The sequence below is a fragment of the Shinella sp. AETb1-6 genome, assembly GCF_009826875.1.
Lineage (GTDB): Bacteria > Pseudomonadota > Alphaproteobacteria > Rhizobiales > Rhizobiaceae > Shinella > Shinella sumterensis.
In genome coordinates, this window is sequence record NZ_WUMM01000007.1 from 166,135 (window position 1) to 189,049 (window position 22,915).

Consider the following 22,915-nt stretch of genomic DNA (forward strand, 5'->3'; position numbering starts at 1 on the left):
AGAAGGGGATAACGCTGTCTGGTCTACAGCGATTCTACGAGGACGGAGCGATGGCGGATTACCCGCGGGTCAGGTCCTCTGTCCGGTCAGCTTTTCGGCGAGTTCACCCAGCGCCTTCTGCGCCTGCCGCTCGGTCGGATAGACAAGGAGGAAACGCTCCCAGGCCTTGAGCGCCAGCTCGTCCCGCCCGGTCTGGGTCATGATGCCCGCCATGCCGGCGAGCGCGCCGAAGTGGCGGGGCTCAAGCCGCAGGACCTGGTTGATGTCGGACATCGACTTGCGATAGTTGCCCATCTTGAAATGCAGCGTGGCGCGCCGGTTCCAGCCCTCCGCATAGTCGGGCCGCAGGCGAATCGCCTCATCGAGGAAATCGAGCGCGGCGGCGTTCCGGTTTTCTTCGACGGCCTTGTCCGACTGCTGGATGAGGAAGTTGATGGTGGCGCTGCCGGAATCCTGCCATTCGCGGCGGATCTGGTTGGCGATGCCTTTCGCCTTGTCGGGATCGCCCTCGCGCTTCAACTCGCCGAAAAGCTTGTCCACGCGCTGTGCCTGGGTCGTGAAGGCACCGCCGGACGATGGATCGACGGAGACCTTGTCGGGCTGCTGTGCCCATGCCGCGGCCGGAGCCGTGCCGGCAACGGCGAACGAAAGGAGCAATACGGGAAACGAGAAAAAGCGCATGGCGGTTATGGTAAACCGCCAGCGCGCAACTTCAAACAGTTTTTCGATCATCACTGTCCGCACGAGGGGACAGGCAGACGCGATCAGCCCTGACGAGCCTTGAAGCGCGGGTTCTGCTTGTTGATGATGTAGATGCGGCCCTTGCGGCGAACAAGGCGGTTCTCGCGGTGGCGAGCCTTGAGCGACTTGAGCGAATTCTTGATCTTCATTTTTCTGATCCGCGTATTGCAGGGCGATGGACTCGCCGGATTTCCTCAATCAAAAACGCGCCGTTTCGGGCGCGCTTTCAGGTTGGGCAGGCATGTAACCCGTGACATTTCCGCTGTCAACCACAGGCGCCGGGTTTTCCGCGACGATGGCCGGTTTTCCAGCCTCTCTCAATCGAAAATCTGGGTGACATGCCCCATCTTGCGGCCCGGACGGGCTTCCGTCTTGCCGTAGAGATGCACGAGCACGCCGGGGCGGGCGAGCCAGGCGGGAACGTCGTCGATATCGTCGCCGATGAGATTCTGCATCACGCAATCCGAATGGCGGCGCGGGTCGCCGAGCGGGTGGCCGGCGATGGCGCGGATATGCTGCTCGAACTGCGATACCACGCAGGCCGCTTCCGTCCAGTGGCCGGAATTGTGCACGCGCGGCGCGATTTCGTTGGCCACGAGCCCGCCATCCGGCAGCACGAAAAACTCGACGCCGATAACGCCGACATAGCCGAGATTGTCGAGAATGGCGCGGGCGGCCTTGCGGGCGAGATCCGCCGTCGCCTCGCTCACCCGGGCGGGCAGGGTGGAGGTGTGGAGAATACCGTTGGTATGAACGTTCTCCGCCGGATCGTAGCAGGCGATGGTGCCGTCACGATCGCGCGCGGCGATGATCGAGATCTCGCGCTCGAAGGGCACGAGGCTTTCGAGAATCAGCGGTACGCCGCCCAGCGCCTCGAAAGCGCCATCGCGGTTTTCGGCCGGCGAGCGGAAGACGCGCTGCCCCTTGCCGTCATAGCCGAGCCGTCGCGTCTTGAGCACGCCGACGCCGCCGAAGCGATCGAGGGCGGCCTCGAGGTCGCCCTGGCTGTCGACGGCAGCGAAATCGGCGGTGAGGATGCCGCAGTCGCGGATGAAGCTTTTCTCGACCAGCCGGTCCTGCGAGACTTCCAGTGCGCGCGGCGGCGGATAGACCGGAACGGCGGCGGCCAGCGCCTGGGCGGCGGCGACGGGCACGTTCTCGAATTCGTAGGTGACGACGTCGCAGATGCGGGCGAGCTCGGCGAGCGCGTCGGCGTCGTCATAGGCCGCGACGATCTGGCCGTTCGCCACCTGTGCTGCCGGACAATCGGCCTGCGGCTCAAGGATCACGGTGCGCAGGTTGAGACGTGCAGCCGCCATGGCGAGCATGCGGCCGAGCTGGCCGCCGCCGATGATGCCGATCGTGCGCGCGGTCATAGCGGGCCGTCCACGGGATATTCCGCCACCGTGTTCGTCTGTGCCTCGCGCCATTCGTCGAGGCGATGGGCGAGTTCCGGGTCGTTGAGCGCCAGGACCGCAGCCGACAGCAGCGCAGCATTGACGGCGCCGGCGCGGCCGATGGCGAGCGTGCCGACGGGAATGCCGGCCGGCATCTGGACGATCGACAGCAGGCTGTCCTGGCCGGAAAGCGCCTTGGACTGGACCGGCACGCCGAACACCGGCAGCGGCGTCATGGCCGCGGCCATGCCGGGAAGGTGCGCTGCGCCGCCGGCACCGGCAATAATGATCTTGAAACCCTCGGCCTTGGCGCCGCGCGCGAAGCTGTAGAGCCGCTCGGGCGTGCGATGCGCCGAAATGATACGAGCCTCGTAATCCACGCCGAGCGCATCGAGCGTGTCGGCGGCATTCTTCATCGTCTCCCAGTCGGACTGGCTACCCATGATGATGGCGACGGGGGGCGTTTCTGTGGTGTCCAAGGCGTCTTGTCCGGTTCAGGCGATGATATCGGGAATGATCTGGTCTTCCAGCTTGGAAATCTTGTCCTTCAGGACCAGTTTCTTCTTCTTCATGCGCTGGATTCTCAGGGCTTCGCAGCCGGTCTGGATCATGGCGTTGATGGCTGCGTCATAATCTTCATGCTCCTGGCGAAGCCGTGCGACCGCAAGCCGCAATTCCGCCTGGTCCTGATCTGCCATGCTGCTTTTCCCCGTCGTTGGAAACAGCGGTTGGCCCGCTTGCCTCCATTCTCAATCAATCGTGCTCCTATCACGAAACCCGTGGTAACGGGAAGTTATCCCTTGCCACGTTTTCGCCTTCGACAAATGAAAAATGAAATGGCACACTGACTTTGTTGCAACCTGGACCATCCGGTCCGTGCTGGACCGGGTGAAAACAAAAGGAAGGAACTGTCACATGACGATTGAGGCTCACCTGGCTACGCTGGAAAAGAAGCATTTCGCTCTGGAGGAAGAGCTGCATGCTGCGGTCACGCGTCCCTCCTCGGAGGATCAGACGATCGCGGAGATCAAGCGTCGCAAGCTGCGCATCAAGGATGAGATCGAGCGGCTTCGCTCGGCACACTGAAGACAGGAATTCCACGGAGAATATTCGGGAGCACGTCGCGGAACAGACGGTCTGTATGGGAAGATCAGGGTAGGAGCCCGTTCCGCGAAACCGCTTCCCACAATGGAAATACAGCAATAGAAATCATCGATGTCGTGACGCCCTGGCACCCGGATTTCCGTGCTGGGGCGTTCTGTTTCAGGACCAGAACTGGTCGAGCCAGAGGTTGAGCCTGTCGAAGCCCTTCGCATTGATCGCGTAGATGCGCTTCGTGCCCTCGGACGTCACGCTGACGAGATTGCAATCCAGCAGCGCCCTCAGATGCTGCGACACCGCCGGCCGGCTGATCGGCAACCCCTCGGACAATTCATTGACGGTGCGTGGCGCCCGGCGCAATTCCTCCAGCAGGAACCTGCGGTTGGGATCGGCAATCGCCGCAAAGGGATCAGGGTTCGCCATGGCCGAACGCTATGGCAAAGCAGCATTTCCGGCAAGTATTTTGTGCGCCGCGGCAATTCTCAGGTGAAGGCGAGGATGCCGTCATAGACGAGCTTCGTGCCCGCGATCAGCGCCATGGAATACATGAAGGGATAGAACACTTCGGGCTTCATGCGCTTGACCATGAAGCCCCCAAAGGCCGTGGCGGCAATTGCAAGCGGTACCAGGGTCGCGGAGATGGTCAGGTTCGTCGTGTCGAGCTGGCCGAGCGCGAAATAGGGGCCGAGCTTGATGAAGTTGAGAATGGCGAAGAACCGCACGGCTGCACCCGTGTAATCGCGCGGCGGCAGTTTGAGCGGCAGGCCATAAACCTGGAAGGGCGCCCCGCCGGCATGGGCGACGAAGCTGCCATAGCCGGAAAGTGTGCCGAAGAAGGCCGCGGGCAGCAGGCGATGCGGCTTCGGTTCGATGATGTGGCCGTGGCGGACGCGCCAGCTGTTGTAGAAGTAGCGCAGCACGAACAGCACGGTGATGAGGCCGATGATGAGGCGTAGCGCATCGCGCGGCACATAGGCCGAGGTGGCCCAGCCGATGGCGATGCCGAGCAGGGCGCCCGGCAGCATCATCTTCAGGAGCTGGCGGTTGTTGTGCTTGCGCCATATCCAGAGCGACACCCAATCCATCACCACGAGAATGGGCAGGAGGATCGCCGCGGCCTGGACCGGCGGCACGGCCATGGCGAGCAGCGGCACGCCCATGAGGGCAAGCGCCTCGCCCATGCCGCCCTTGGTGAGGCCGACGAGAAGCACAGCGGGAATGGCGGCGTAATAGATGGTAGGGTCTATGGACATTGCGGACGGTTGATCCTGTTCGTCCTTCCGTCTATCCGCTTTGTTCTGTTATGACGAGCCTGGCTATCGCAAATCCTAGGAAAGTGCCTTTCATGTCCGATGTCGAAAACCGCTGCCGCCTGGTGCTGATCCTTCCGGAAGGCGATGACCTTTCCGCGCGGGCGGCAATGCTGGAGGGCGCGCTGAAGGGCGGTGACGTGGCGTCGGTCATCCTGCCGCAATACGGCCTCGACGATAGCGCGTTCCAGAAGCACGCGGAAGTGCTGGTGAAGATCGTGCAGGACGCGGGCGCGGCCGCACTCGTTGCCGGCGACACGCGCGTCGCGGGCCGTGCGAAAGCCGACGGCATCCATGTGACCGGCGGACTTGAGGCATTGGCCGAAGCCGTCGAGAAATTCACGCCCAAGCTGATCGTCGGCGGCGGCAATGCCACGGATCGCCACAAGGCGCTGGAAATCGGCGAAATCCAGCCGGACTACATCTTCTTCGGCAAGATCGGCGGCGACATCAAGCCGGAGGCGCATCCCAAGAATGTGGCGCTCGCCGAATGGTGGGCGTCCATGGTGGAAATCCCCTGCATCGTGCTGGGCGGAACGGACCCGCAGTCCGCGCTGGCTGTCGCCGAAAGCGGCGCGGAGTTCGTGGCGCTCGACAAGGCCGTTTTTGCCGAGCCGGCACAGGCGCCCCACATCGTTGCCGCCGTAAATGCACTGCTTGACGAAAAAGCGCCACGGTTTGGGGAATAGTAGCCGCTCATGATCAGGGTCGTCCTTTCGCAAGCTTGCCGTATCGTGCCGGTGGCGCTTCTTGCCGCGGGCGTTTTCACGTGCGCGCCGGCCATTGCGCAGGTCGCGAAGAAAGGGCCTGCGGTTACTGCCGGCGATACCGGAAAGGAAGACCAGCCGGCGGCGGGGACGCAGTCCACAACGCCCGCCGAGAAGGGCGGTCAGGCTGATGGTCCTTCCGGCGGCCTGGGCGTTCTGGACCGCATGGGCGCGGAACTTCCCGACCTGCCAGCGGAAAAGCCTTTCACCGGAAAAGTCGACGAGGCCTATGGCGCCTTCCAGCGTGGCCGATACCTGACGGCGATGGAACTGGCTCTGCCGCGTGCGCAGCTGGGAGACCCGGCCGCGCAAACGCTGGTCGCCGAAATCCTCGACCGCGGTCTTGGCGTGAAGCGCAACCGCGATCAGGCGATGTTCTGGTATGAGCAGGCCGCCAATGGCGGCGACCCGACCGGCATGTTCAAATATGCGGTGCTCCTGATGGAGCGCTCGCGCTCGAAGGAGGATCGCAAGAAGGCCGACGAGCTGATGAAGAAGGCGGCCGATCTCGGCAATGCGTCGGCGCAATTCAACTACGCGCAGGTCCTCGTGGCCGACAGTCCGGGCGAGAAGGGTCTGCGCGAGGCTATGCCCTATTATGAGAAATCGGCCGAGCAGGGCATCGCGGACGCACAATATGCGCTGTCGCAGATTTATATCAGCCTGAAGGACCTGCCGGAAGAAAAGACCAGGCGTGCCCGCGAATGGCTGTTGCGGGCCGCGCGCGCCGGTTACGATACCGCGCAGCTCGACCTCGGCATGTGGCTGGTGAACGGCACGGCCGGCGAGCGGGATTACGAGGCCGGTTTCAACTGGCTGAAGCGGGCCGCCGAAGGCGGCAACGCCGTTGCCCAGAGCAAGCTCGCCCAGCTCTATATCCACGCCATCGGTACGAAATCCGATCCCGTCGAGGCGGCGAAGTGGTTCGTTTTGGCGCGCCGCGCGGGGCTGAGCGACCCCTCCCTGGAGGACTTCTATCTGGGTCTTGAAGAGTCGCAGCAGAAGGCGGCGATTACGGCCGCCAACAAGTTCCGCACCGGGTCCTGAGCGGTCCCGTTTACCCTGTTGCACGATCGGTTCCCCTGCTTTGCGTGCCGTGCAGAGGCTGGAGGCTTGAAACTTCGGGGGATTTGTGGTCTTGAGGCCCCACATCCGGTCCCGGTACATTTTCGCGCTGCGGCTTTTGCCGCCCGATGCGCCGGACATTCCCGAAGGACATTCATTTCATGGCACGTTCCGCTCTTCTCAACGTCATGGTTCAGGCCGCCTTCAAGGCCGGCAAGTCGCTCGCACGCGATTTCGGTGAGGTGCAGAACCTGCAGGTTTCGCTGAAAGGGCCGGGCGACTACGTCTCGCAGGCCGACCGCAAGGCTGAAAAGCTCATCCGCGAGGAGCTGATGAAGGCCCGCCCGACCTACGGTTTCCTCGGTGAGGAATCCGAGGAGATCATCGGCACGGACGGCGCGCATCGCTGGATCGTCGATCCGCTCGACGGCACGACGAACTTCCTGCACGGCATTCCCTTCTTCGCGATTTCGATCGCGCTCGAGCGCAACGGCGAGATCGTCGCGGGCGTCGTGCTGAACCCCGGCACGGACGAGCTCTTCACCGCCGAGCGCGGCGGCGGCGCCTTCCTCAACGATCGCCGCCTGCGCGTTGCGGCCCGCAAGAACCTGTCGGATGCCGTCATCGGCTGCGGCATCCCGCATCTGGGCGACGTCAACCACGGCAAGTTCCTCATCGAGCTGCGCCATGTGATGGGCGAAGTCGCCGGCGTGCGCCGCCTTGGCTCTGCCTCGCTCGATCTCGCCTATGTGGCGGCCGGGCGTTTCGACGGTTTCTGGGAGCGCGACCTCATGCCGTGGGACATCGCCGCCAGCGTTCTCCTGATTCGCGAAGCCGGCGGTTATGCAACCGATCTCGACGGCAGCAACGCCGTGCTGGCGAGCGGCACTGTCGTCGCGGGCAACGAATATATCCACAAGGCGCTGCGCGAGGTCGTGCAGCGGCCCGTACCGGCACGCTGACGGGTGAAACACGCGGTGCAGGAATGCACCGCTGTTGCCGCCAAGCCCTTCAATTCGGCTCAATCTTCCACTAGTCTCCGCCCCGACGAGGAAGCGGAGATGCGACTATATGGCTAAGCTGGCGCTGTCGGGCTGGGGCGGAAGCGACGAGACCGGGCACGACGACCCGCACAAACTCTCAAGCCCCATGGCCTTCTTCTGGACGATGGTGATCTTCCTCATCATCGTCGGTTTCGTGGCCGCCATCCTCTTCCGGCAGGCGCAGACGGCGTTCCTCAGCAATCCCGGTCTCAACGGCCTTATCCTCGGCGTCCTGCTGATCGGTATCCTGCTGGTGTTCAATCATGTGCTGGCGCTGCGGCCGGAGGTGCGCTGGTTCAACTCCTTCCGTGCGGCCGGCAGCGCGGAGAAGGTCGGGCGCGATCCGGTGCTGCTGGCGCCGATGCGCGCACTGATCGGCCGCCGTCATTCGATGACGCTGTCGACCACGACCCTGCGCTCCATTCTCGATTCCATCGCCACGCGCCTCGATGAATCCCGCGATACCTCGCGCTACCTCATCGGCCTGCTCGTCTTCCTCGGTCTTCTCGGCACGTTCTGGGGCCTTCTCGGCACGATCGGCTCGATCAGCTCGGTGATCCAGTCGCTCGATGCCGGCGGCGGTACGGCGAACGACATTCTCAATGCCTTGAAGGAGGGGCTGTCCGCGCCGCTCCAGGGCATGGGCACCGCCTTCTCCACGTCGCTGTTCGGCCTGTCCTCCTCGCTGGTGCTCGGCTTCCTCGACCTTCAGGCCGGCCGCGCGCAGAACCGCTTCTACACGGAGCTGGAAAACTGGCTCTCGTCCGTGACCGATGTCGGCTCCGAACATCAGCCGATTGCCGGCGCGCTCGAAGCCTCATCCTCGGCCGACGTGCAGGCGCTGGCCGAACAGATCCTCAAGCTCGCGCAGGATGGCGGCGGCAGCCGTTCGACGGCGGCGATGGCAAGTCTCGCCGAGGGCATTCAGGGCCTCGTGAAGAACATGCGCAGCGAGCAGCAGATGCTGCGGGACTGGATCGAGGCGCAGCAGGAGGAATCGAAGGCGCTGCGCCGCACGCTCGACCGCCTCGTCGCGCGCACGGCCGAGAAGGCTGAAAAAGCCAAGATTCCAGGGGGCGAATAGACATGGCGCTCGCCCGAAACAGGCGCAGCCAACGCACGGTGGATTACTGGCCGGGCTTCGTCGATGCCCTGTCGACGCTGCTGCTCGCCATCATGTTCCTGCTCACCGTTTTCGTGCTGGCGCAGTTCTTTCTCAGCCGCGAGATTTCCGGCAAGGACGACGTGCTCAACCGGCTGACGAGCCAGATCAACGAGCTGACACAGCTTCTGGCGCTGGAGAAGAGCGGCAAGCAGGACCTCGAGGATGCGCTGGCCAATCTCCAGGTCTCCCTTGCCCAATCGGAAAGCGACCGCACGCGCCTTCAGCAGCTGCTCGACAGCGGCGCCGGCGCCTCCGATGCGGCGAGCGCCCGTGCGACGACGCTCGAAGGCGAGCTGGATGCGGAAAAGCAGGTGTCCGCCCGTGCGATGAGCCAGATCGAACTGCTCAACCAGCAGATCGCCGCCCTGCGCAGCCAGATCGCCGCCGTCGAGGAGGCGTTGCAGGCGTCGGAAGCGAAGGATCAGTCATCGCAGGCAAAGATCGCCGATCTCGGCCGTCGCCTGAACGTGGCGCTGGCGCAGCGCGTGCAGGAACTCAACCGCTACCGTTCGGACTTCTTCGGCCGGCTGCGGGAAATCCTGTCGGACCGCGAGAACATCCGCATCGTCGGCGACCGTTTCGTGTTCCAGTCCGAGGTGTTGTTCCCTTCGGGCGGCAGCGATCTCAACGAGGAGGGGCAGGTGGAGATGCGCAAGCTGGCCGCCGCCCTGCTCGATCTCGCGCGGGAGATCCCGCCGGAGATCAACTGGGTGCTGCGGGTCGACGGCCACACGGACAATGTGCCGCTTTCCGGGACGGGACGGTATCGCGACAATTGGGAACTGTCGTCTGCCCGCGCCACGTCGGTGGTGAAGTTCCTCATTGCCAACGGCGTGCCGGCCAACCGGCTGGTGGCCGCGGGCTTCGGCGAGTTCCAGCCGATCGCCGAGGGCGACGATACCACCGCGCGCGCCACCAACCGGCGCATCGAACTCAAGCTGACGGAGAAGTAGCGGCCGGCATCTTTGGGTGCCGACCCGATGGTTCAGGCCGTCGCGGTCAGCTCGCGGCGCGCGCTTCGCCCAGGAAGGCCTGGCCGCCGTGGTCGAACTGCAGCCGGGCGAGACGGGCGTAAAGTCCGCCCTGCTGGATCAGCGACTGGTGCGTTCCCTCTTCCACCAGGCGGCCGCCATCCATGACGAGGATACGGTCGGCCTTCAGCACGGTGGCGAGACGATGCGCGATGACAATGGTGGTGCGCTTGCCCATCTGCCCGTCCAGGGCGCGCTGCACCAACGTCTCGCTTTCCGCGTCAAGGGCGGAGGTGGCTTCGTCGAGCAGCAGGAGCGGTGCGTCCTTGAGGATGGCGCGGGCGATGGCGATACGCTGGCGCTGGCCGCCGGAGAGCGTCACGCCGCGTTCGCCGACCATGGTATCGTAACCCCTGTCGAGGCGCGCAATGAACTCCTCGGCCTGAGCGGCGCGGGCGGCGGCATGGATCGCGTCGTCGCTGACATCAGGCATGCCGAATGCGATGTTGTCGCGGATCGATGCGGCAAAGATCGTGACATCCTGCGGCACGAGCGCCATGCGGCGGCGGATTTCTTCCGGATCGGCGGCGCGCAGGTCCACGCCATCGAGCAGGACGCTGCCGAAATCGGGATCGTAGAAGCGCTCGACCAGCGACAGGATCGTGCTCTTGCCGGCACCCGAAGGGCCGACGACCGCGACGGTCTCACCCGGCTTCACCGCGAAGGAAAGGCCGTTCAGGCTGCGGTAGCCCGGCCGGGCCGGATAGGAGAAGTGCACATCCCGGAAGGCCAGTTCGCCGCGTGCGGGCACCGGCAGTGCAACCGGATTGGCGGGTGCCGTGATGGCCGGCTGTTCCTCCAGCAATTCGGTCAGGCGTTCGGCCGCACCGGCGGCCTGCGAGAGTTCACCCCAGACTTCCGAGAGCGCGCCGAGGCTGCCGGCGGCGAAGACGGCATAAAGCAGGAACTGGCCGAGCGTGCCGGCCGACAGCGTGCCCGCCAGCACATCGCGCGCGCCGAACCACAGCACGGCGACGACCGAACCGAAGATCATGGCGATGGCGAAGCCGGTCAGAAGCGAGCGGGCGCGGATGGCGCTGCGGGCCGCTTCATAGGCGCTTTCCACCTCGCCGAAGAAGCGGGCGCGGGCCGCATTCTCTGCATTGAAGGCCTGGAGCGTGCGCGTCGCACCGATCGCCTCGCCGGCATAGGCGGATGCGCTGGCAAGCGTATCCTGCGCCTCGCGCGAGCGGCGGCGCACCGAGCGGCCGAAGGCTACGAGCGGAAAGACGATGACCGGAATGGCCGCGATGACCAGGCTCGACAGCTTCGGGCTGGTATAGACCATCATGGCGACGGCCCCGAGACAGAGGATAAGGTTGCGCAGGGCGACGGATGCGGTGGCGCCGACGGCGGACTTGATCTGCGTGGTGTCGGCCGTCAGCCGCGAAACGATCTCGCCGGATTGGTTGACGTCGAAGAAGGCCGGGGAAAGCTTCGTCACATGGGCGAAGACGTCGCGGCGCAAGTCGGCGACGATGCGTTCGCCAAGCGTGATGACGAAGTAGTATCGCAGGCCGCTGGCCAAGGCCAGCAGGCCGGCCAGCACGAAGAGCATCGAGAAGTAGGTGTTGATGAACCCGGCATCGGCGCCCGAAAAACCGTTGTCGATCATGCGGCGCACGGCGATCGGCAAGACCAGCGTCGTGACGGCCGCCAGCACGAGGGCGACCAGCGCGCCGCCGACGAGGCCACGATAACGACCGATATAGGGAGCAAGCCTGCCCAGCGGACGAATATTGCGACGCGCGGTTTTCTGTGCCGCGTTTGTCTCTCTGTCTGTGGACACCATACCCCCGTTTCCAGTGCCTGGCGGCACGAATTCTCTTTCGGCTCTTGTTATCCAGACGGCCTTCATGTATAGGCTCGCCATCGAATTGGGAAGCCGTAGGTCTAGCCGACTGCGGCTTCATTTACGTCTTTGGCTCCGCTGTCGCAATGCGTTGCGACAAATGGCCCCCGGAACAAGCAGGAAGAGTGTCATGAAGGCTGATATCCATCCCGACTACCACGTCATCAAGGTCGTCATGACCGATGGCACCGAGTACGAAACCCGCTCGACCTGGGGTTCGGAAGGCGCCACGATGAACCTCGAAATCGATCCGAAGTCGCACCCGGCCTGGACCGGCGGCAACCAGCAGATGCTGGACCGTGGCGGCCGCGTTTCCAAGTTCAAGAAGCGCTTCGAAGGCCTCGGCCTCTAATCTGCCCTTCGCGGACGGTTTTGAAGAACCCGGCTTCGGCCGGGTTTTTTGTTGTCTGCTGTTCGGCGCTGCCCCTCACCTGCCTGCCGGCATCCTCTCCCCGCAAGCGGGGCGAGGAGGGCAGGGCGCACCGTTTTCCTGCATTCTCAGGCTGGAGGAGAACGGTGCAACATCCCCTTCTCCCCGCTTGCGGGGAGAAGGTCCCGGCAGGGGATGAGGGGCTGCAACACGCAATACAGACAAAAAAACCCGGCCGAAGCCGGGTTATCATGCGTTCACCTGCGCCGTCTTCAGCTGTTGCCGAAGGCCGTCTGCAGCAGGTTGAGCTGGGCCTGGACGCTGTTCTGGTTGTCCGGCTGGAAGGTCTGGACATCTTCAGGACGGTAGATTTCGCGGTCGAGCAGGGCGATGCGGTTCTGCAGGCGAAGCGAGCGCTCGATCAGGTCGCGGAAGGCTTCGGGCAGGTCGTTCCAGCCGGGGGCGGTCTTGTCGACGTTGAAGCTGTCGAGGCGGACCTTGCTCTTCTCCGACAGGATCTGGTCGCGGCTCATCTCGCCATTGTTGACCGCACGCTGGAGCAGCAGCCAGGAGGCCATCTGCATCAGGCGTGTCGTGAGGCGCATCGATTCCGCTGCGTATAGCACCGAAGCCATCCGCGGCAGGACCTTGGAAGCCTGGCGACCGACACCGTCAAGATAGCTCGCGGTTTCCTCGACAAGACCCATGCCCTCGGCATAGATGGACTTGAACTGTGCGGACGACGCAACATGGCCAGCGAAGCTGACGGTATTCAATCCTCTTTCGGACATGGTTCTTTCCCTGTTGAACGCATCACTTGCAGGTAACGGCAGGTCGGACGCTGGTGTTCCAGCTCTTCGTTCCATGGCGTAAGGATGATCTCTTAGCCTACTTCGCGCAAGGGTATTCTTAAGAAAGGGTTAATCTCCACAATTGTTTCCGGACACTTTGCGGCGGCTTTGCGGCAAACAAAAAAAGAGCCGCGAAAAGCGGCTCTCAAGGTAAAACAGGGAGAAAATCAGACCGATTCGCCAAGCGGTGAAAATGTCTGAACCCGGAAGGACCGGATGGGCAAGTAATAGGCTGTAAGGCTTAATGTCCGGTTAACTTTGTTCCAGCTTTGCCGATAACTGTGCCTTTTCGGCCAGGGTGCGACGATTGCTGCCTATCGGAACAGGTTTTCGGCCGCCGAACGGCTGGCATCCTTCTTCTGCCGCTCCGCTTCCAGCCGGGTGATTTCCTGCTTCAGCAGGTCGATTCGCACCGTCAGTTCATCCACCGAAAGCAGCGACAGGTCGCTGCCGATCTCGTGCGCGATCTTTTTCTTGGGGCGGTCGTCGTCGAAGAGGCTCATGCGGTCTGCTCCTCCTGGGGCGCGTCGGTGCCGGCCTGCACGGGCGGCAGGGCGCGTGGCGACAACTGCAGGCTTTCCGGCGTGGTCATCGTGCCGGGGTTGATGGTGGTGTAGGCGTCGCGCATGTCGGCCGGCAGGGCGGCGCGGCGACGGCTGCGCAGGATCGCATAGGCGGTGATCAGGATGTGGGCGCAGCAGGTGACGGCGAAAAGGGCATAGGGGCCGACGGCCGACATGATCGGGCCGCCGATGGTCGGGCCGATGATCGTGCCGACGCCATAGAGCAGGAGCAGACCGCCGGAGACCTTCACGAAATCCTCGGCGCTGGCAAAGTCGTTGGCGTGCGAGACCGCGATGGGATAGAGCGCGTTCGCCATGGCGCCGTAAAGTGCCGTCAGCACGAGCAGGAGCGTGACGGAGGCCGGCTGGAAGACGAAGATGGCAAACCCGGCGCCGGCGGCGATCGCCGAGAGCACGGCGAGCACGATGCGGCGGTCGACGCGATCGGAAATGCGGCCGGCCGGCAGCTGCATGATCGCGCCGGCGAAGATGGCGACGCTCATCATGATGGCGATGGTGCCGGACGTCAGGCCCGCATTGGCGCCGAAGACCGCGCCGAGCGTGCCGAAGGCCCCGTTGGCGATGCCGATCAGCACGATACCGACGCAGGCGATGGGCGATGTGCGGTACAGGGCGGGGATATCGAGCCTGACCTGCTTCAGCGGCTGCGGCGATGCCGCGGTGGAGAGCGTCGTCGGCAGCATGGCCAGGCAGTAGAGGATGCCGGCGAACATGAAGAGCATCGGCGTCGTCACGTCGCCGAGCGCGACGGTCATCTGGCCGCCGACGGTGCCGACCAGGGTGATGGCGATGTAGAGGGAGAAGATGAGGCCGCGGCTCTCGTTCGTGGCGCGCTCGTTCAGCCAGCTCTCGATGATCATCGACGTGCCGGCAATCGAAAAGCCGGTGACGGCGCGCAGCGCGATCCACCAGACGGGGTCGACGAGCATGCCGGTCAGCAGCGCGATGATGGCGATGAGCGAGGCGAAGCCCGAAAAAGCACGGACATGGCCGATGCGTTTCACCACCGTCGGCGCCAGCAGGCAGCCCAGCACGAAGCCCGTTGCCCAAGACGTACCCAGAAGGCCGAGCATGGTCGTCTCATATCCCTCGAAAGCACCACGCATCGGCAGGAGCAGGCCGTGCAGGCCGTTGCCGAGGAAGAGGAACAGGGTGCCCATCAGAAGCGAGAAGACGGATATGAGGTTTTTTCGCATGAGCTCTTCACAAATTCATCGATAGCAAAGCAATAGCGCACCTGTTGCTGATTGCCAGATGCAAAGACGGCGGCGGGGCGAATTTGACCCTACCGGCTGATCGCTTGGAAAAGTGTCTGAGGTGTGACAGGAAGAGACAAGAAAGGCCGCCATGTCGAAAATCCTGCCAGCACTTCTTCTCGCCGTCATGCTGCTTCATGTCATCCGGCCGCTCGGCCTGCCGGGGCTGCGTCGGCGTGCGGATTTCTGGAAGATCGCGGTGGGCGCCATCGCCCTGATGATGCTGACAGTTCTCATCCGCCCCTGAAACGCAAAAGGGCCACCCGAAGGTGGCCCCCATGAGGTTTGGTCCGGTGCGGACCCGAGCCTTGCGGCTCGAAGGAAGGCGGGATCAGAACGAGGGCTGCCTCGTTTCGTTCACCACAATTCCCATGCCCGAAGCCAAGACCGAAATCTCATTAGACATTGGATCACCTTCCTTTCTGTTCGTTGACGATAACAGCAATGTAGGTGATCCGGCGCGCTACACAAGCCCTTCTGGTTATTTCTGCTGATTGAGCACGTCGACGCCAGGAAGCGGCTTGCCTTCCATCCATTCCAGGAACGCCCCGCCGGCCGTCGAGACATAGGTGAAGTCGTCGGCGACGCCGGCATGGTTGAGGGCAGCCACGGTATCGCCGCCACCGGCGACGGAAACGAGCTTGCCTTCCCGGGTACGGGCGGCGGCATGTTTGGCGGCAGCCACCGTGGCGGTGTCGAAGGGGGCGATCTCGAAGGCGCCGAGCGGACCGTTCCAGACCAGCGTCGAGGCGCGCGAAATCCAGGCATTGACGGCTTCGATGGTCTTTGGACCGACGTCGAGCATCATCGCGTCCGCCGGGATCGCGCTGACATCGACGACCTCGTTTTCGGCATTGGCCTTGAATTCGCGGGCGACGACGCCGTCTTCGGGCAGCACGATGGCGCAGCCGGCGCCCGCAGCCTCGATCATGATCTGCTTGGCGGTGTCAGCGAGGTCATGTTCGCAGAGCGACTTGCCGACATCCGTGCCGCGGGCGGCGAGGAAGGTGTTCGCCATGCCGCCGCCGATGACCAGCGCGTCGACCTTCTTCACGAGGTTCATGAGCAGGTCGATCTTGGTGGAGACCTTCGCGCCGCCGACGATGGCGACGACGGGCCGGTTCGGATTGCCGAGACCCTTTTCGAGCGCTTCCAGTTCGGCCTGCATCGTGCGGCCGGCATAGGCGGGCAGAAGATGGGCGAGGCCCTCGGTCGAGGAATGGGCGCGATGCGCGGCGGAGAAGGCGTCGTTGACGTAGATGTCGCCATTGGCGGCGAGGGCGGCGGTGAAGTCCGGGTTGTTCTTCTCCTCGCCCTTGTGGAAGCGGGTGTTTTCCAGAAGCAGGATGTCGCCGTTGTCGAGCGCTGCGATGGCGGATGCAGCGGCATCGCCGATGCAGTCGGATGCGAAGGCGACGGTCGTGCCGAGAACCTCGTTCACCGCCGGCAGGATCTGCTTCAGCGACATGTCGGCGACCACCTCGCCCTTCGGGCGGCCGAAATGCGCCAGCAGGATAACCTTCGCGCCCTTCTTCGACAGTTCGAGGATGGTGGGCGCGACGCGCTCGATGCGGGTGGCATCGGTGACCTTGCCGTCCTTGACCGGCACGTTGAGATCGACGCGGACGAGCACGCGCTTGCCGGCGATGTCGGTGAGGTTGTCGAGGGTCTTGAAGGTCATGGGAGGGCTCCCGTCAGAGTCTTGCGAATAGGGTGGGATAGTCGGTCACGAAGCCGTCTGCATCGACGGGCAATTCCGCTTGGAAGGTCCGGTCATCGGCCTGGTAGAGGTAACGTCGTGCCGGGTCGAGGCACGTATAGTTCTGCCCGTCCGGAAACGGAGAAAACGTGTCGAACGGCACATAGACCATTTTCAGCCGCACTGTTCCGGCTTCGGGGGCAAGCCCCAGCCGGCGGATCGGCAGGGTGTTGGTGAAGGGCGTTCCCGCCAGATCGATATCGATGCAGCCGTCGAAGGCCGCAAGCGGTTCGCCGCTTTCGCTTCGCCACCGGCCTTCGCCGTCAGAAGTCATCGCAACGCCGCTGCCGTCCGTCTCCTCCACGCGAAAGGAACGCACGCGCCAGCCAGCGTCGAGATCGATACGATAGTGCACGCCATAAAGACGCCCGTCGCCGCGGTCGCCGATAACGGCACTTTCGGCGCGGATGCCGCCTTCGACGGCACGCACGGTCAGATGTTCCAGCCCCTCGCCCTCCAACGGACGCCAGCGGACCGTCTTCAAGGTGAGGGGCGGAAACATGATGAGCGTCCTTAGATCAGCTTCGCGAAGGCGACAGCCGTGTCGGACATGCGGTTCGAGAAGCCCCATTCGTTGTCGTACCACGCCAGGATACGAACGAACTTGCCTTCGAGGACCTTCGTCTGGTCCGTCGCGAAGATCGACGAGTGGCTGTCGTGGTTGAAGTCCTTCGAGACGAGCGGCTCGTCGGTGTAGCCGAGAATGCCCTTCAGCTTGCCGTTGGAGGCAGCCTTGATGGCTTCGTTGATCTCGGCGGCCGTCGTGTCGCGCTTGGCGACGAACTTGAAGTCGACGACGGAGACGTTCGGCGTGGGAACGCGGATCGAGGTGCCGTCGAGCTTGCCTTTGAGGTGCGGCAGGACGAGGCCGACAGCCTTTGCAGCGCCCGTCGAAGTCGGGATCATCGAAAGGGCGGCAGCGCGGGCGCGGTACAGATCCTTGTGCATCTGGTCGAGCGACGGCTGGTCGTTGGTGTAGGAGTGGATAGTCGTCATGAAGCCGTGGTCGATGCCGACGAGGTCGTCGATGACCTTCACGACGGGCACGAGGCAGTTCGTCGTGCACGAGGCGTTGGAGATGACGAGGTGATCCTTCGTCAGCTGGTCATCGTTGACGCCGTAGACGACGGTCAGGTCGGCGCCGTCGGCCGGAGCCGAGACGATGACGCGCTTGGCGCCGGCCGTCAGGTGAGCGGCGGCCTTGTCGCGGGCGGTGAAGATGCCCGTGCATTCCATGGCGATGTCGACGCCCATGGCGCCGTGCGGCAGCGTCGCCGGATCCTTGATGGCGGTCACCTTGATCGGCTTGCCGCCGCCGACGGTGATCGTGTCGCCGTCGACCTTCACTTCAGCCGGGAAACGGCCGTGGATGGAATCGTAGCGCAGGAGGTGCGCGTTGGTCTCGACCGGGCCCAGATCGTTGATCGCCACGACCTCGATGTCGGTGCGGCCGGATTCGACGATGGCGCGCAGGATGTTGCGGCCGATGCGGCCGAAGCCGTTGATGGCAACTTTCACAGTCATTTGGGGTCTCTCCCTATGGATAAACGTTTTGGCGGTGAGAGGCGCGGCGGGGCCGCGCCCTCGTGCACTCAACCGAGCTTGGCTTCCGCGGCGGCGACGACAGCTTCCGGCGTGATGCCGAAATGCTTGTAGAGCTCCTTGTAGGGGCCCGATGCGCCGAAGGAGGACATGCCGATGAAGGTGCCATCCGAACCGATGAAGTAATCCCAGCCCTGGCGGATGCCGGCTTCGACGGCGATCTTGACCGGCGAGTTGCCGATAACGGCCTTCTGGTAGGCCTCCGGCTGCTCGGCGAAGAGCTCGAAGCAGGGGACGGAGACGACGCGGGTCGAGATGCCCTTGGCCGTGAGCGCCTGCTCGGCCTTCACCGCGATCTCAACTTCCGAGCCGGATGCGAAGATCGTCACCTGGGCGTCGCTGGCCGACACGAGGTCATAGGCGCCGCGCGCGCAGAGGTTTTCCTCTTCGTATTCCAGACGGACCGGCATCAGGTTCTGGCGGGTCAGCGCCAGACCCGACGGGCGGTTGTGGCTTTCAAGCGCCAGCTGCCAGCACTCCGCCGTTTCCGTGGCATCGGCCGGACGGAACATCAGCAGGTTCGGAATGGCGCGCAGTGCAGCCATCTGCTCGACCGGCTGGTGGGTCGGGCCGTCTTCGCCCAGGCCGATGGAATCGTGGGTCAGGACGTGGATGACGCGGATGCCCATCAGCGCGGCGAGGCGGATCGACGGACGGCAATAGTCCGAGAAGATCAGGAAGCCGCCGGAATAAGGGATCAGGCCGCCATGCAGCGCGATACCGTTCATCGCCGCGGCCATGCCGTGCTCGCGGATGCCGTAGTGGATGTAACGGCCCGAGAAATCGGTCGGGGTGATCGACTTGGTCTGGCTCGTCTTGGTGTTGTTCGAGCCGGTCAGGTCGGCCGAGCCGCCGATCGTTTCCGGGAGAACGCCGTTGATGACTTCGAGCGCATCTTCCGAAGCCTTGCGGGTCGCCGGGTTCGGCTTCGTTTCGGCAAGCTTCTTCTTGTAGGCGGCGATTGCGGAATCGAGGCTGCCTTCAAGCTCGCCGGCAAAGCGGCGGACGAACTGGGCCTTCTTTTCGGTATCCGTCTTTTCCAGACGGGCTTCCCACTCCTTGTGCGCCTTGGCGGAGCGGAGGCCGGCGAGACGCCAGGCATCGAGCACGTCGGAGGGAACCACGAAGGCTTCCGCTTCCCAGTTCAGCGCCTTGCGGGTGGCGGCGATTTCTTCCGCGCCGAGCGGCGAACCGTGCACCTTGTGCGTGCCGGCCTTGTTGGGCGCGCCGAAGCCGATGGTCGTCTTGCAGGCGATCATCGTGGGCTTGTCGGACTTGTGGGCTTCCTCGATGGCGGCGGCAATCGCGTCCGGATCATGGCCGTCGACCGCGATCGTGTGCCATTGGCTCGCACGGAAGCGGGCGTGCTGGTCGGTCGAATCGGCCATGGAGATCGGGCCGTCGATCGAGATGTTGTTGTCATCCCAGAACACGATCAGCTTGTTGAGCTTCAGGTGGCCTGCGAGGGAGATTGCTTCCTGGCTGATACCTTCCATGAGGCAGCCGTCACCGACGAGCGCGTAGGTGTAGTGCTCCATCAGGTCCGAGCCGAACTCGTCGCGCAGCTTGCGCTCGGCGATCGCCATGCCGACGGCATTGGCGATGCCCTGGCCGAGTGGGCCGGTCGTCGTTTCGATGCCGGCGGCGTGGCCGTATTCCGGGTGGCCGGCGGTCTTGGCGCCGAGCTGGCGGAAGTTCTTGATCTCGTCGATCGTGATGTCCTCGTAGCCCGTCAGATAGAGCAGCGAATAGAGGAGCATCGAGCCGTGGCCGGCCGACAGGACGAAACGGTCGCGGTTCGGCCAGTGCGGGGTCTTCGGATCGAAGGAGAGAAAGCGGGTGAAAAGAACCGTTGCGATGTCTGCTGCGCCCATGGGAAGGCCGGGGTGGCCGGAGTTCGCCTTTTCCACGGCATCCATGGAAAGGAAGCGAATTGCGTTCGCCATCCGGTCGTGTTTTTCGCGAGAGATCATGACTGTTCCGTATTCTTCGGGGTGTCAGGGCCGGTGTCCCTGAGGGGCGCCGGTTGGAAGCGGCTGACACATAGCAGGTGCACCGTCTAAGTCAACGAATTCGGCGGTTCCTGCGGCCTTTGAGCGCCGAATCCGCCGGGTTTTTTGGCGTTTTCGGGCGAGGTGGAACGCCACCATGCACCATAGGTCGCGAAGCTGATCCACAGCGGCTTTCCGGCGGGTGCGCCCGCGCTGTTGACGCTCTGCCCCGCAGTTGAATACTGTCAATGCGTGGGAACCGGCGCCGGCGGCGGCGATTCGTGTTTTTTGAGAGTGCCGGTGAAGGCTTTATGACACACGGGGAAACAGTCAGGGCTGCAATCGAGGAGCTTCGCAAGGCGCTTGGCAGTCTCGAGAATGCGCTCGACATGCGCTTTGACCGTGAACGGGAACACGGCGAGGTGGAGGGCGAGGTGCGGCGTGTCAATGCCGACCGTTCGCGGCTTGCCCAGGAGCTGGACCAGTCCGAATTCCGCGCCAACCGGCTGGAAGAGGTCAACCGCGAGGTCTCCCGCCGTCTCGTCACGGCGATGGAGACCATCCGCGCCGTGCTCGACCGTTAGGCGCAACAGAAAGAATCCGCATGGCTCAGGTAACCGTTCAGATCGATGGCAAGGCCTATCGCATGGCATGCGAGGAGGGGCAGGAGTCCCACCTGGAAGACCTCGCCGCCGGGTTCGATCGCTATGTCGGGCACCTCAAGGCGCAGTTCGGCGAGATCGGCGATCTGCGCATCACCGTCATGGCCGGCATCATGGTCATGGATGAACTGAACGACGTGACCCGCCGGCTTGAAACGATCGAGAAAGAAACCGAGCAACTGCGCAGCGGCCGCGAAGGCGTGCTGGTCGAGGTCTCGCGCAGCGAAGAGGCGATCGCCCAGGCGCTCGGCGAACTCACCAACCAGATCCAGGGCATGGCGGCAAAGCTCAACGGCAAGCCGCAGGTCAACTGATCCGGACGCAGTTTTTCGTTTCAGCCGGCCAACGCCTGGTCGATTGCCACTGGCGAAGACGCTGCTTTCGGCCTATATGTCATGAGCGATCTGCGCTTCCCGACAGGAACCACAATCCCTGGGGCCATACTCGATCCAACGGGAGCTGTCCCTGACCAGGCTCGTGGGCCTGGACATATGGCGCCCACCTACGTTTGTAGGCACCCAGGATCGTAAATCTCCATCGGTCGCCGCGGATCGCACCTCTCTGTTTTGTCGGCATGCAATGCGCGGCCGGCGCTCGTTCAGCCGCAGGAAGCAACCGGCGTGAAGATCTTGCGCAGCTGGGAAAGCGGCGCGGCGCCGGGATTGGTTTCCCGGTAAACCTCGTTGTCGAACCAGGTGTCGGATGTGCCGATCTCGATGGCGCTGTCCGCCCACCACGGCTTGAAGACGCCGCTGATCAGCTTCATTTTAACCTCACTCGCGCTGACGCTTTCCACCTGCCAGCATCCGTCTCCTTCGCCCTCTTCCGCGCCGGGCAGGAAGCCGTTCGTCTTGGAGTCCCAGTGCTGGGTCTGCCGCACAAAAAGCCCGGGCTTGAATACCGTGTCGGCATGGGCTGCCGATGGCCCGCAAAGGGTAAGAGCAAGGGCGAGTACGCAAGGAGACGGTGTCGTCGGTTTCATGAAAACCCCTTCATGCCATGGCTGGTCAGTCCCCACCTATGGCACGGGCCGCCAAAGTCAAAGCCGAGACAGCCTGGCCCCGCACATGAAAAAGGCCGCCCGTTCGGCGGCCTTTTGGTAGCATCGGCTTGAAGGTTCTCGCTTACGCGGCTGCCTTCAGTTCCTTGTCGATCATGGCGCGCAGTCCGCCGAGGTCCTTTGCAAAGGCGCGGATGCCTTCGGAGAGCTTGTCGGTCGCCATGGCGTCTTCGTTCAGCATCCAGCGGAAGGTCTTCTCGTCGATCTTGATCGGCGAGACCTTGGCGGCCTTTTCCGGCGAAAGCTTGCGCTCCAGCGTGCCTTCGGCGGCGTCCAGCTCCTCGAGCAGGGCCGGGCTGATCGTCAGGCGATCGCAGCCGGCCAGCGCCTCGATTTCGCCGGTGTTGCGGAAGGAGGCGCCCATGACGATCGTGTTGATGCCGTTGGACTTGTAATAGTCGTAGATCGAGCGGACCGACAGCACGCCCGGATCTTCTTCGGCCGTGAAGGTCTTGCCCGATGCCTTGACGTGCCAGTCGAGGATGCGGCCGACGAAGGGCGAGATGAGGAAGGCGCCGGCATCGGCGCAGGCGATCGCCTGGGCCTTGTTGAAGAGCAGCGTCAGGTTGCAGTCGATGCCGTCCTTCTGGAGAACTTCCGCGGCGCGGATGCCTTCCCAGGTGGAGGCGAGCTTGATGAGGATGCGGTCGCGGGTGATGCCGCGCGCTTCATAGGCCTTGATGATGTCGCGACCCTTGGCAATCGAGGCTTCGGTGTCGAAGGAAAGGTCTGCATCGACCTCGGTCGAAACACGGCCCGGGACGAGCTCGGCCAGTGCCGCGCCGACGGAAATGGCGAGGCGGTCGGCAACTGCCGCCACGACGCCTTCACGATTTCCGCCCTGGGACTGGCCCCAGCGGATCGCTTCTGCGACCGTGTCGGCAAACATCGGCGTGCCGAGCGCCTTGAGGACGATCGTGGGATTGGTGGTGCAATCGACCGGCTTCAGGCGGCGCACGGCTTCGATGTCGCCGGTGTCTGCCACGACGGTCGTCATCGCGCGGAGTTGTTCAAGCTTGGACGTCATATCCGAAATCCCGAAATGGTTGTTGCTGGGTGGCGTTCCAGCGGAACGCCAAACCCTCCTCCATGTTCCTCGTCGGCAAACGCGTGCGGCGACAGTGCTTCCTTTTCCGTCGCCGCGCGTGCCCGCACAACCAATCCGCCGACGGAGTGCCGCCAGCCGATATGAGCGGACTATCATCCGTTGCGGGCAAAAAAGCAAGTACTTTTGCTGATTGTTTTGAACATATGTCGCATTTTGTACGGGACGTGTTATGGTGCCCGCAAGTTGCCAGGCAGCATATG

Annotated in this window: 27 protein-coding genes and 1 other RNA gene; 11 read left to right on the plus strand and 17 right to left on the minus strand. The window is 63.7% G+C overall.

Annotation, left to right across the window (positions count from 1 at the left end):
* Positions 1 to 69 precede the first annotated feature (69 nt).
* From GR158_RS14555 to GR158_RS14575, 5 genes are all read right to left on the minus strand, one after another.
* Positions 70 to 690, minus strand: coding sequence for a tetratricopeptide repeat protein (locus GR158_RS14555; RefSeq protein WP_160871657.1), 621 nt, complete (start codon positions 688 to 690; stop codon positions 70 to 72).
* 74 nt (positions 691 to 764) lie between these two features.
* Positions 765 to 890 (minus strand): type B 50S ribosomal protein L36, encoded by a 126-nt coding sequence (gene ykgO / locus GR158_RS14560; protein WP_024271182.1) that lies wholly within the window; start codon positions 888 to 890, stop codon positions 765 to 767.
* A 168-nt stretch (positions 891 to 1,058) separates the two neighbouring features.
* The gene (locus GR158_RS14565) at positions 1,059 to 2,117 is read right to left on the minus strand and encodes a 5-(carboxyamino)imidazole ribonucleotide synthase (protein WP_160871574.1); all 1,059 of its coding nucleotides are present in this window, start codon (positions 2,115 to 2,117) and stop codon (positions 1,059 to 1,061) included.
* Complete coding sequence (purE, locus tag GR158_RS14570; protein ID WP_134646227.1) at positions 2,114 to 2,581, minus strand: 5-(carboxyamino)imidazole ribonucleotide mutase; 468 nt, start codon at positions 2,579 to 2,581, stop codon at positions 2,114 to 2,116. Before purE ends, GR158_RS14565 begins: the two co-directional genes overlap by 4 nt.
* A gap of 51 nt (positions 2,582 to 2,632) precedes the next feature.
* Positions 2,633 to 2,836 (minus strand): YdcH family protein, encoded by a 204-nt coding sequence (locus GR158_RS14575; RefSeq protein WP_134645846.1) that lies wholly within the window; start codon positions 2,834 to 2,836, stop codon positions 2,633 to 2,635.
* A gap of 217 nt (positions 2,837 to 3,053) precedes the next feature.
* Between GR158_RS14575 and GR158_RS14580 the strand changes: the two genes are divergently transcribed.
* Positions 3,054 to 3,224: a YdcH family protein gene (locus tag GR158_RS14580; RefSeq protein WP_134645844.1), complete on the plus strand. Its 171-nt coding sequence runs from the start codon at positions 3,054 to 3,056 to the stop codon at positions 3,222 to 3,224.
* Positions 3,225 to 3,401: 177 nt separating this feature from the next.
* On the opposite strand, the gene GR158_RS14585 is transcribed toward GR158_RS14580, so the two are convergent.
* Positions 3,402 to 3,662 carry a helix-turn-helix transcriptional regulator gene (locus GR158_RS14585; RefSeq protein WP_134645842.1) on the minus strand — a complete coding sequence of 87 codons (261 nt, stop codon included), beginning with the start codon at positions 3,660 to 3,662 and terminating at the stop codon, positions 3,402 to 3,404.
* A gap of 59 nt (positions 3,663 to 3,721) precedes the next feature.
* Positions 3,722 to 4,492, minus strand: a complete 771-nt coding sequence (locus GR158_RS14590) for a sulfite exporter TauE/SafE family protein (RefSeq protein ID WP_134645840.1) — start codon at positions 4,490 to 4,492, stop codon at positions 3,722 to 3,724.
* A 92-nt stretch (positions 4,493 to 4,584) separates the two neighbouring features.
* Here GR158_RS14590 and GR158_RS14595 point away from each other — a divergent pair, with 92 nt between their 5' ends.
* The 5 genes from GR158_RS14595 to GR158_RS14615 all read left to right on the plus strand — a co-directional run bounded on the left by GR158_RS14595 (position 4,585) and on the right by GR158_RS14615 (position 9,542).
* Positions 4,585 to 5,238, plus strand: coding sequence for a thiamine phosphate synthase (locus GR158_RS14595; protein ID WP_134645838.1), 654 nt, complete (start codon positions 4,585 to 4,587; stop codon positions 5,236 to 5,238).
* Between the two features lie 9 nt (positions 5,239 to 5,247).
* A complete protein-coding gene (locus GR158_RS14600) occupies positions 5,248 to 6,363 on the plus strand; it encodes a tetratricopeptide repeat protein (protein ID WP_160871575.1) in 1,116 nt (371 codons plus the stop codon).
* Between the two features lie 179 nt (positions 6,364 to 6,542).
* Positions 6,543 to 7,343, plus strand: a complete 801-nt coding sequence (locus GR158_RS14605; RefSeq protein WP_134645834.1) for an inositol monophosphatase family protein — start codon at positions 6,543 to 6,545, stop codon at positions 7,341 to 7,343.
* A 109-nt stretch (positions 7,344 to 7,452) separates the two neighbouring features.
* Positions 7,453 to 8,508: a MotA/TolQ/ExbB proton channel family protein gene (locus tag GR158_RS14610; RefSeq protein WP_134645832.1), complete on the plus strand. Its 1,056-nt coding sequence runs from the start codon at positions 7,453 to 7,455 to the stop codon at positions 8,506 to 8,508.
* Positions 8,509 to 8,510: 2 nt separating this feature from the next.
* Positions 8,511 to 9,542 (plus strand): peptidoglycan -binding protein, encoded by a 1,032-nt coding sequence (locus tag GR158_RS14615; protein WP_134645830.1) that lies wholly within the window; start codon positions 8,511 to 8,513, stop codon positions 9,540 to 9,542.
* A 46-nt stretch (positions 9,543 to 9,588) separates the two neighbouring features.
* Here the strand turns inward: GR158_RS14615 and GR158_RS14620 are convergent, their stop codons facing one another.
* Positions 9,589 to 11,412: an ABC transporter transmembrane domain-containing protein gene (locus GR158_RS14620; protein ID WP_160871576.1), complete on the minus strand. Its 1,824-nt coding sequence runs from the start codon at positions 11,410 to 11,412 to the stop codon at positions 9,589 to 9,591.
* A 190-nt stretch (positions 11,413 to 11,602) separates the two neighbouring features.
* Between GR158_RS14620 and rpmE the strand changes: the two genes are divergently transcribed.
* Positions 11,603 to 11,824 (plus strand): 50S ribosomal protein L31, encoded by a 222-nt coding sequence (gene rpmE / locus GR158_RS14625; RefSeq protein WP_117370525.1) that lies wholly within the window; start codon positions 11,603 to 11,605, stop codon positions 11,822 to 11,824.
* A gap of 290 nt (positions 11,825 to 12,114) precedes the next feature.
* On the opposite strand, the gene GR158_RS14630 is transcribed toward rpmE, so the two are convergent.
* The 3 genes from GR158_RS14630 to GR158_RS14640 all read right to left on the minus strand — a co-directional run bounded on the left by GR158_RS14630 (position 12,115) and on the right by GR158_RS14640 (position 14,473).
* Entirely contained in the window at positions 12,115 to 12,633 is a 519-nt protein-coding gene (locus tag GR158_RS14630) for a DUF1465 family protein (protein ID WP_134645826.1), read from the minus strand.
* A gap of 374 nt (positions 12,634 to 13,007) precedes the next feature.
* The gene (locus GR158_RS14635) at positions 13,008 to 13,196 is read right to left on the minus strand and encodes a DUF1192 domain-containing protein (RefSeq protein ID WP_160871577.1); all 189 of its coding nucleotides are present in this window, start codon (positions 13,194 to 13,196) and stop codon (positions 13,008 to 13,010) included.
* Positions 13,193 to 14,473 (minus strand): MFS transporter, encoded by a 1,281-nt coding sequence (locus GR158_RS14640; RefSeq protein WP_160871578.1) that lies wholly within the window; start codon positions 14,471 to 14,473, stop codon positions 13,193 to 13,195. The genes GR158_RS14635 and GR158_RS14640 overlap by 4 nt, the downstream gene beginning before the upstream one ends.
* Before the next feature lie 151 nt (positions 14,474 to 14,624).
* Here GR158_RS14640 and GR158_RS25155 point away from each other — a divergent pair, with 151 nt between their 5' ends.
* Positions 14,625 to 14,780 (plus strand): hypothetical protein, encoded by a 156-nt coding sequence (locus tag GR158_RS25155; RefSeq protein WP_167718723.1) that lies wholly within the window; start codon positions 14,625 to 14,627, stop codon positions 14,778 to 14,780.
* Positions 14,781 to 15,014: 234 nt separating this feature from the next.
* Here the strand turns inward: GR158_RS25155 and pgk are convergent, their stop codons facing one another.
* The 4 genes from pgk to tkt form a co-directional block, all read right to left on the minus strand.
* Positions 15,015 to 16,214, minus strand: a complete 1,200-nt coding sequence (gene pgk, locus GR158_RS14645) for a phosphoglycerate kinase (RefSeq protein ID WP_160871579.1) — start codon at positions 16,212 to 16,214, stop codon at positions 15,015 to 15,017.
* 13 nt (positions 16,215 to 16,227) lie between these two features.
* Positions 16,228 to 16,794: a putative glycolipid-binding domain-containing protein gene (locus GR158_RS14650; RefSeq protein ID WP_160871580.1), complete on the minus strand. Its 567-nt coding sequence runs from the start codon at positions 16,792 to 16,794 to the stop codon at positions 16,228 to 16,230.
* 11 nt (positions 16,795 to 16,805) lie between these two features.
* Positions 16,806 to 17,816 carry a type I glyceraldehyde-3-phosphate dehydrogenase gene (gene gap / locus GR158_RS14655; protein ID WP_134645816.1) on the minus strand — a complete coding sequence of 337 codons (1,011 nt, stop codon included), beginning with the start codon at positions 17,814 to 17,816 and terminating at the stop codon, positions 16,806 to 16,808.
* A 68-nt stretch (positions 17,817 to 17,884) separates the two neighbouring features.
* Positions 17,885 to 19,867 (minus strand): transketolase, encoded by a 1,983-nt coding sequence (gene tkt / locus GR158_RS14660; RefSeq protein WP_160871581.1) that lies wholly within the window; start codon positions 19,865 to 19,867, stop codon positions 17,885 to 17,887.
* Positions 19,868 to 20,196: 329 nt separating this feature from the next.
* On the opposite strand from tkt, the gene GR158_RS14665 reads away from it, so the two are divergent.
* The 3 genes from GR158_RS14665 to ssrS all read left to right on the plus strand — a co-directional run bounded on the left by GR158_RS14665 (position 20,197) and on the right by ssrS (position 21,104).
* Positions 20,197 to 20,469, plus strand: coding sequence for a DUF4164 domain-containing protein (locus GR158_RS14665; RefSeq protein WP_134645812.1), 273 nt, complete (start codon positions 20,197 to 20,199; stop codon positions 20,467 to 20,469).
* 20 nt (positions 20,470 to 20,489) lie between these two features.
* The gene (locus GR158_RS14670) at positions 20,490 to 20,861 is read left to right on the plus strand and encodes a cell division protein ZapA (protein WP_160871582.1); all 372 of its coding nucleotides are present in this window, start codon (positions 20,490 to 20,492) and stop codon (positions 20,859 to 20,861) included.
* A gap of 84 nt (positions 20,862 to 20,945) precedes the next feature.
* Positions 20,946 to 21,104: non-coding RNA, 6S RNA (ssrS, locus tag GR158_RS14675), on the plus strand.
* A 41-nt stretch (positions 21,105 to 21,145) separates the two neighbouring features.
* Here the strand turns inward: ssrS and GR158_RS14680 are convergent.
* Positions 21,146 to 21,529, minus strand: coding sequence for a hypothetical protein (locus GR158_RS14680; protein WP_160871583.1), 384 nt, complete (start codon positions 21,527 to 21,529; stop codon positions 21,146 to 21,148).
* A 142-nt stretch (positions 21,530 to 21,671) separates the two neighbouring features.
* Positions 21,672 to 22,634 carry a transaldolase gene (gene tal / locus GR158_RS14685; RefSeq protein WP_160871584.1) on the minus strand — a complete coding sequence of 321 codons (963 nt, stop codon included), beginning with the start codon at positions 22,632 to 22,634 and terminating at the stop codon, positions 21,672 to 21,674.
* Positions 22,635 to 22,915 lie beyond the last annotated feature (281 nt).